Raw genomic sequence first — 7,441 nt, 5'->3', positions numbered from 1 at the left:
TACTTGGCCACGACCATCATCAGGGCGGGCAGGGCGAAGAAGAGTCCCGCCACATAGCCAAGCGCCAGCAGCTTGTTCTCGCTGCCAATCCGGGCCAGCCCTTCGGCGGCGCGCACCGGCAGGTCACGCAGGAATGGCAGGCCATAAATCAGCGCCACGGCGAAGACGTTGAACAACACGTGGACCAGCGCAATGGTCAGGGCCAGCTGGGCACCGGCTCCGCTGATGGCGGTGGCAGCCAGCAGGGCGGTGATGGTGGTACCGATATTGGCGCCCAGAGTGAAGGGGTAGAGCTGGCGAGTGCTAAACACGCCGCCGCCGGCCAGCGGGATCATCAGGCTGGTGGTGGTGGAAGAGGACTGCACCATGATGGTCACCAGCGCACCGGAGGTGATGCCGCTCAGCGGGCCACGGCCCAGCGCCTTGTGCAGCACCTCTTTGGCTCGGCCAACCAGCACCTTCTGCAGCACTTTGCCCAGATAAGTGACGCTGGCCAGGATCAGCAGGATACCGATGACGATGGTGGCGATGGCGGCACCCTTGCCCGGCAGGAAGGCGACGACGCTGTCGATCAGCTGCTGGGCCGGTGCGGTCAGCGGCTTCATGAAATCCATGCCCTTCATCGACATGTTGGCAGAGCCCACCAGCATGTTGGCCAGCCACTCGGCGCTATGCTGCAGCAGACCGAACATCAGCTCCAGCGGCAGGAAGATGACCACGGCCAGCAGGTTGAAGAAGTCGTGTACGGTGGCGGCGGCGAAGGCACGGCGGAACTCGGTGCGGTCGCGGACATGGCCCAGCGACACGATGGTGTTGGTGATGGTGGTGCCGAGGTTGGCACCCATGACCATGGGAATGGCCATGCCGATGGGCAGGCCGCCAGCAACCAGACCGACGATGACCGAGGTCACAGTGCTGGAGGATTGCACCAGCGCGGTCGCCAGGATGCCGAGCAGCAGGGCGACGAAGGGGTTGTTGGCAAACGCGAAGATCTGGGCTGCGCCCTCGGCGCCGCCGGAGAAATCTTTGAAGCCGTGGGAGATGGCGCCCACGGCAACCAGGATCAGGTAGACCAGTACGATGACACTCATCCAGTTGAACAGGGCGCGGGTCGCGGGCGGCTGTGACAAGGAGTGATGGTGTTGCATAAAGCCTCTTGAGACGGTCATTCCGTCTTGGGTTGTTGATGACCCGCGCATTTAATCAATGGTTAATGACAGAAATATGACAACGTGACATTTCGATGATGTTTTTATGACGACGAACTGCGGCGACAGGCGCTGACCGAGCCGGTTGGCTCTGGGAGGCAAAAGGGGGAACGAAGGCACTGCCGCCTTGCCAGCCGGGACGTGATCGCTACACTGCGCCCCTTTATTGGCAAGCAGGAGTAAACAAGATGATGCGTGCATGGATCCTCTCTCTGTCGCTGGGGCTGCTCTCGGCAGGGGCACTGGCCAGCCTGTTGAAAACCGACTGCAACCTCGACAAGGCCCTCAAAAACGAAGCGGTGAATGCCACTCTGGGGGTCAAGGGCAACTGTGATACCAGCAAGCTGGTGAAGCAGGAGAAAGAGAAGGTGAAAGCTGAGGTGCAAAAAGGCCGCAACGACCTGCTGGGCGAGAAGCGTGCCGACCTCAAGGAGAGCGGCAACGGTATGCAGCAGAAGATGGACAAGGCAAACCAGCAGTTGCACAAGGCGGAGCAGGATGCCAAAACCATCGCTCGCGATCCGCTCAAGGCTGCGGCGACCGCGGTGCTGGATAAGCAGTAAGCAGACCGGGCCCAAGCCCGTGTGACCGGCAACAGACCGGAAGCAAAAAGGGGAGCCATGGCTCCCCTTCTGTCTATCCGTTATCCGCAAAGGATCAGGCGTCAGCCGCTTCCTCGTACTGACGGAACGGGATACGGAACACCGCCAGACGCAGGAACAGATAGGTTGCGCCGAGGCCCGCCCAGATCAGGCCCAGCTCCAGCGAGCTCTGCTCCAGGTTGATCCACAGAGCACCGATGGTGGCGGCACCGAGCAGCGGCATCAACAGGTAGATGACGTGATCCTTGAGGGTCTTGTTGCGCTTCTCGCGCACCCAGAACTGACAGATCACCGACAGGTTGACGAAGCTGAAGGCCACCAGTGCGCCGAAGTTGACCAGCGCCAGCGCGGTATCCAGATCAAACGACACGGCGGAGAGGGCCAGACCGCCCACCATCAGCACGTTGATGGCCGGAGTACGATATTTCGGATGGATGTAGCCAAACACCCGCTCCGGGATCATGCGATCACGCCCCATCACGTAGAGGATGCGCGACACACCGGCGTGAGCCGCCATGCCGGAGGCCAGTACCGCGACCGTGGTGCAGACCAGAACTACGGATTGGAAGAAGGTGCCGCCAACGTAGAGGGCGATCTCCGGCAGTACAGCATCCGGATGCTGGAAGCGGGCGAGGCTCGGGAAGTAGAGCTGCAGGCAGTAAGAGACCACCACGAAGATGATGCCGCCGATAAGGGCAGTCAGCACGATCGCCTTGGGGATCACCTTGCCAGCGTTCGGGGTCTCTTCGGAGAGAGAGCTCAGACCGTCAAAGCCTAGGAACGAGAAGCAGAGGATGGTCGCACCGGTAAAGAGCGGCACCATCTGGGCAGAGTCGAAGTGGAACGGACGGCTGCTCATCAGGGTGCCAGCGCCTTCACCGTGGTAGATGCCCCACGCCATCAGGCCGATAAAGAGGGTGATGATGGCGAGCTGGATCACCACGATCAGGCCATTGAAGTTGGCCACCAGATTGATGCCGCGCAGGTTCAGGAAGGTCATCACGGTCACCAGACCGAAGATGAACACCCAGGGCTCGACGCCCGGGAACATGGCGGTCAGGTAGATCTTGGCCAAGAGGATGTTGATCATCGGCATGAACATGTAGTCGAGCAGGGATGACCAGCCGACCATGAAACCGACATAAGGGTTGAACACCTTCTGGGCGTAGGTATAGGCGGAGCCCGCAGAGGGGAACTTGCGTACCAGATGACCGTAGCTGAAGGCGGTGAGCAGGATGCCACCCAGTGCCAGCAGATAGGCGGTGGCGACCCGGCCTTCGGTGATGTCACCGACGATGGCGAAGGTGTCGAAGACAGCCATGGGGGTCAGATAGGCCAGACCCATCACAATCACTTGTGTCAGGGTAAGGGTCTTGAGCAGCTTGGCGTTTTGCGATGCCATTACGCTTTCTCCTCAATCAGTGCCGCAGCACGTGCTTGCAACGAGCGCAGGGATACGATGGATTCGCAAGCCTGTACATCAAGGGCGCCGGGGAGGCGCATACCGGGCTGTACCGGCAGGAAAGCATTAAAACGCCCCATTGTTATCCTCTCAACGTCGGGAGATTGTTTGGCAATCTCGAATATCACTTCCGGAAACGTTCCGGCCTCTTGTGGTGGGTTTGTACTGCACTTCAAAAATACAAAAACCGATGTCGCAGTGAACATCGGTCCTTTATTGGCGGCGTATTGTGCATTCGGTCAGCCCCCTTGACAAGCAAAAAAGGGCGGATTAACGCATTTTTTTGCATACGCACGGGGCAGGTAAGTGGTCACTCGCCCCCTGCAGCCGTCCCCGAGCCGCTCCCCCTTTTTCGGGGGGGAAGAGAACCCTGTCATGGCGTATGAAAAATCGGCAAATCGGGGCTGCAGGGTGCATAGCGCCTCAACATTGATCCTGATCATATTTGCCGGCGCTCCCCCGGGCTCGAGTCCAGCGAACTTATCGGCTGGCGGGGGATGGGAGGGGGTGAAGTGGATAAAGAGTGGCTGCATATCCATTCACATTAATGACTGAGGATAGAAGGCGACGCGGCTCGGGCCATGGCACGGCGAGCAGCCCGGCAGGGTAGTTATTTGAAATCAGTCACACTTCCTGCAGAAACCGCATTTCTGACAACCCGTGCAGCTGGCAACCAGAACACCGCAAAAACAACAAGGAGCCCGCAGGCTCCTTGTTCGCTATGGGGGGAGGGGCGCCAGCGGTTATTGGGCGATCTCCACCTTGTCGGCGGTATGCAGCGGGATGCGGAACACAGTCAGGCGCAGGAACAGGTAGATGGCACCGAGCGCAGCCCAGATCAGACCCAGCTCGAAGGAGGAGGGCTCGAGGTTGAGCCACAGTACTCCGATGCAGGCGGCGCCACAGAGCGGCAGCAGCAGGTACATCAGGTGATCCTTGAGACACTTGTTGCGGCCCAGCTTCACATAGAAGTGGGCAATCACCGCCAGATTGACGAAGGTGAAGGCCACCAGGGCGCCGAAGTTGATCAGCGCCAGCGCCATCTCCAGATCCAGCGACACCGCAGAGAGGGCCAGCAGGCCGACCAGCAGCACGTTGAACGCCGGAGTCTGCCACTTCGGATGGATGTAACCGAAGAAGCGGGCGGGCAGGGCGCGATCACGACCCATCACATAGAGCAGGCGCGATACACCGGCGTGGGAGGCGAGCCCGGAGGCCAGCACCGCTACTGTGGTGCAGACCAGCACCACCGCCTGGAACAGCTTGCCGCCGACATAGAGGGCGATCTCCGGCAGTACCGCATCCGGATGCTGGAAGCGGGAGATGTCCGGGAAGTAGAGCTGCAGGAAGTAGGAGGTGGTGACAAACAGCACACCGCCGATCAGCGCCGTCAGCACGATGGCGCGGGGGATCACCCGATCCGCGTCCGGGGTCTCTTCCGACAGGGTACTGATGGCGTCAAAACCGAGGAACGACAAACAGAGGATGGAGGCCCCCATCAGCAGCGGCGACACCTGGATCTGCTCGGAGAAGAAGGGACGGCTGCTGGCCACGGTCCCCAACCCTTCACCGTTGTGAACGCCCCAGGCGATCAGGCCGATGAAGATGGCGATGATGCTGAACTGCATCACCACGATCAGGCTGTTGAAGTTGGCCACCAGCTTGATGCCGCGCAGGTTGAGGGCGGTCATCACCGCCGCCAGACCAAAGATATAGGTCCAGGGCTCCACGTTCGGGAAGAGGGCTTCCAGATAGATCTTGGCCAGCAGCATATTGATCATCGGCATAAACATGTAGTCGAGCAGGGAGGTCCAGCCCACCATAAAGCCGACATAGGGGTGAAACACCTTCTGGGCATAGGTATAGGCGGAGCCAGCTGACGGGAACTTGCGCACCAGATGGCCGTAGCTCAGGGCAGTGAACAGCATGCCGATGAGGGCAAACAGGTAGGCGGTCGGCACATGGCCTTCGGTGATTTCGGTAACGATGCCGAAGGTGTCGAACACCGCCATGGGGGTGAGGTACGCCAGTCCCATAACCACGACCTGCCACAGTTTGAGGGTCTTTTTCAGACCAACCTGCTGGGCCGCCATTATGCATGTTCCTCATGCAGTGCCAGAGTGGCACGGTCCATCAACGAAACCGGGAGAGAGGCCCGGGAATCAAGGGCGCCAGGGCGGCGCACACCGGCCATGGCCGGTTGGAAAGCATTGAGATGCCCCATGTTGTTCCTCACTAGACTTGGTGTCGGGAGACTGCTGCCAATCTCGCTATCTTTTCCGGGGGTGATCCGGCCTCGTTTATGGGTTTGTTCACTGTCTAAAAAAGAACCGATGCCATTGTTTTACATCGGTTCTTTCAGTGGCGGCGCATTGTGCATTTGCAGGGCCCCCTTGACAAGAAAAAAAGGGGGCAAAATTGCATTTATTTGCACAGGTAAGTGGTCACTTTCCTGCTGGTCAGGCCAGCACGGCCTCCAGTGATTTTTCAAGGAGTTGCAGCCCCTCGTCAATCACTGCCGCAGGGGCTGTCAGGGGGGCGAGAAAACGGATGACATTTGCGCGCACCCCGCATGAGAGCAGGACCAGACCCCGTTTGCCCGCCTCGGCCACCAGTCGCTTGGTAAGGTCGGGATCGGGCTGGCTGGCATCACGCCGTTTCACCAGCTCCATGGCCACCATGGCACCGGGGCCGCGAATTTGACCTATGCAGTCAAAACGCTCGGCTATGCGTTCCAGCCCCGCCTTGATCTGCTCCCCCTGATCCAGCGCTTTCTGGTTGAGTTTTTCCTCGTCGATCACCTGCAAGACCGCCAGCGCGGCGGCGCAGGCGATGGGGGAACCGGCATAGGTACCACCCAGCCCCCCCGGCTTGGCCGAGTTCATGATCTCTGCCTTGCCCACCACGGCTGACAGGGGGAAGCCCCCCGCCAGACTCTTGGCCAGGGTCATGATGTCCGGCTCGATGCCGGCATACTCGGTGGCGAAGGTCTTGCCGGTGCGACAGAAGCCGCTCTGGATCTCGTCGCAGATGAGCAGAATGCCGTGCTGGTCGCAGACGCTGCGAAGCTTCTGCATAAAGCTCGGGGAGGCGGGGTAGAAGCCCCCTTCGCCCTGTACCGGCTCGATAATGATGGCGGCAACCCTGCTCGGCTCGATATCGGCACTGAAACAGAGCTCGAGGGCGTGCAGGGCATCCTCTTCACTCACCCCGAGATAATCGGCGGGGAAGGGGATGTGGTAGACCTCCCCCGGGAAGGGGCCAAAGCCGGTCTTGTAGGGGACTACCTTGCCGGTGAGCGCCATCCCCATCATGGTGCGGCCGTGAAAGCCTCCCTTGAAAGCGATGGTGCCGCTGCGACCGGTGTGGGCACGGGCAATCTTGATGGCGTTCTCAACCGCCTCGGCGCCGGTGGAGAGAAACAGGGTGCGCTTCGGGGTCGGGCCGGGCACCAGGGCGTTGAGCTTCTCGGCAAGCTCGATATAGCCCGGGTAGGGGGTGACCTGAAAGCAGGTGTGGCTGAATTTTTCCAGCTGCTCGCGCACCGCCGCCACCACTTTCGGGTGGTTGTGGCCGGTATTGAGCACGGCGATACCGGAGGAAAAGTCGATGTAGCGGTTGCCCTCCACATCCCACAGCTCGGCATTTTGCGCACGGTCGATGAAGACCGGCAGCAGGGTGCCAACGCCATTGACCACTGATGCTTCGCGGCGCGCTTGCCACGCCTTGTTTGATTCTGACTGACTCATCTTTCCTCCCTGAGGGGCCGCTGCCCCCGATATTCCCTGAAAATGTGGCAGGCGTTTTGGCGCCCATCACCGCCGATCAGCCCATCGGGCCAGATCGGCGGCGCCTTGTCTCTCTGTTGCAGCCCTAGCGAATGGCGCCAAAGCAAAGGTATTTGGTCTCCAGATACTCCTCCAGCCCCTCGGCGGCCCCTTCCCGGCCCAGCCCCGACTCCTTGATGCCGCCAAAGGGGGCCAGCTCGGTCGAGATGATCCCCTCGTTGATGCCGACCATGCCGTACTCCAGCTGCTCGGCGACGCGCCACACCCGGGCGATGTCGCGGCCATAGAAGTAGGCGGCCAGGCCATAAGGGGTGTCGTTGGCAATGGCGATGGCTTCGGCTTCCGTCTCGAAGCGCACCAGCGGGGCGACCGGGCCGAAGA

At 60.6% G+C, this 7,441-nt stretch carries 7 protein-coding genes; 1 reads left to right on the top strand and 6 read right to left on the bottom strand.

Features of this window, described 5'->3' with window-relative positions; translation table 11 throughout:
• The coding region (locus DBR30_RS04315; protein ID WP_108588203.1) for a sodium:phosphate symporter at positions 1-1,148 on the bottom strand (1,148 nt) is incomplete at its 3' end.
• 248 nt (positions 1,149-1,396) lie between these two features.
• Here DBR30_RS04315 and DBR30_RS04310 point away from each other — a divergent pair.
• Positions 1,397-1,771, top strand: coding sequence for a hypothetical protein (locus tag DBR30_RS04310; protein WP_108541529.1), 375 nt, complete (start codon positions 1,397-1,399; stop codon positions 1,769-1,771).
• 94 nt (positions 1,772-1,865) lie between these two features.
• Here the strand turns inward: DBR30_RS04310 and DBR30_RS04305 are convergent, their stop codons facing one another.
• The 5 genes from DBR30_RS04305 to DBR30_RS04280 form a co-directional block, all read right to left on the bottom strand.
• Complete coding sequence (locus DBR30_RS04305) at positions 1,866-3,212, bottom strand: APC family permease (protein ID WP_108541530.1); 1,347 nt, start codon at positions 3,210-3,212, stop codon at positions 1,866-1,868.
• Complete coding sequence (locus tag DBR30_RS04300; RefSeq protein ID WP_021230505.1) at positions 3,212-3,478, bottom strand: hypothetical protein; 267 nt, start codon at positions 3,476-3,478, stop codon at positions 3,212-3,214. The genes DBR30_RS04305 and DBR30_RS04300 overlap by 1 nt, the downstream gene beginning before the upstream one ends.
• A 537-nt stretch (positions 3,479-4,015) precedes the next feature.
• The gene (locus DBR30_RS04290) at positions 4,016-5,365 is read right to left on the bottom strand and encodes an APC family permease (RefSeq protein ID WP_005359067.1); all 1,350 of its coding nucleotides are present in this window, start codon (positions 5,363-5,365) and stop codon (positions 4,016-4,018) included.
• Positions 5,366-5,731: 366 nt separating this feature from the next.
• Complete coding sequence (gabT, locus tag DBR30_RS04285; RefSeq protein WP_108541531.1) at positions 5,732-7,021, bottom strand: 4-aminobutyrate--2-oxoglutarate transaminase; 1,290 nt, start codon at positions 7,019-7,021, stop codon at positions 5,732-5,734.
• A 124-nt stretch (positions 7,022-7,145) separates the two neighbouring features.
• Positions 7,146-7,441 (bottom strand): aldehyde dehydrogenase family protein (locus tag DBR30_RS04280; RefSeq protein WP_146181353.1); only part of this gene is annotated, 296 nt, incomplete at its 5' end.

It is taken from the genome of Aeromonas sp. HMWF017, assembly GCF_003061465.1.
GTDB classification, from domain to species: Bacteria; Pseudomonadota; Gammaproteobacteria; order Enterobacterales; family Aeromonadaceae; genus Aeromonas; species Aeromonas veronii.
This window is presented reverse-complemented; position numbering and strand designations above follow the sequence as displayed.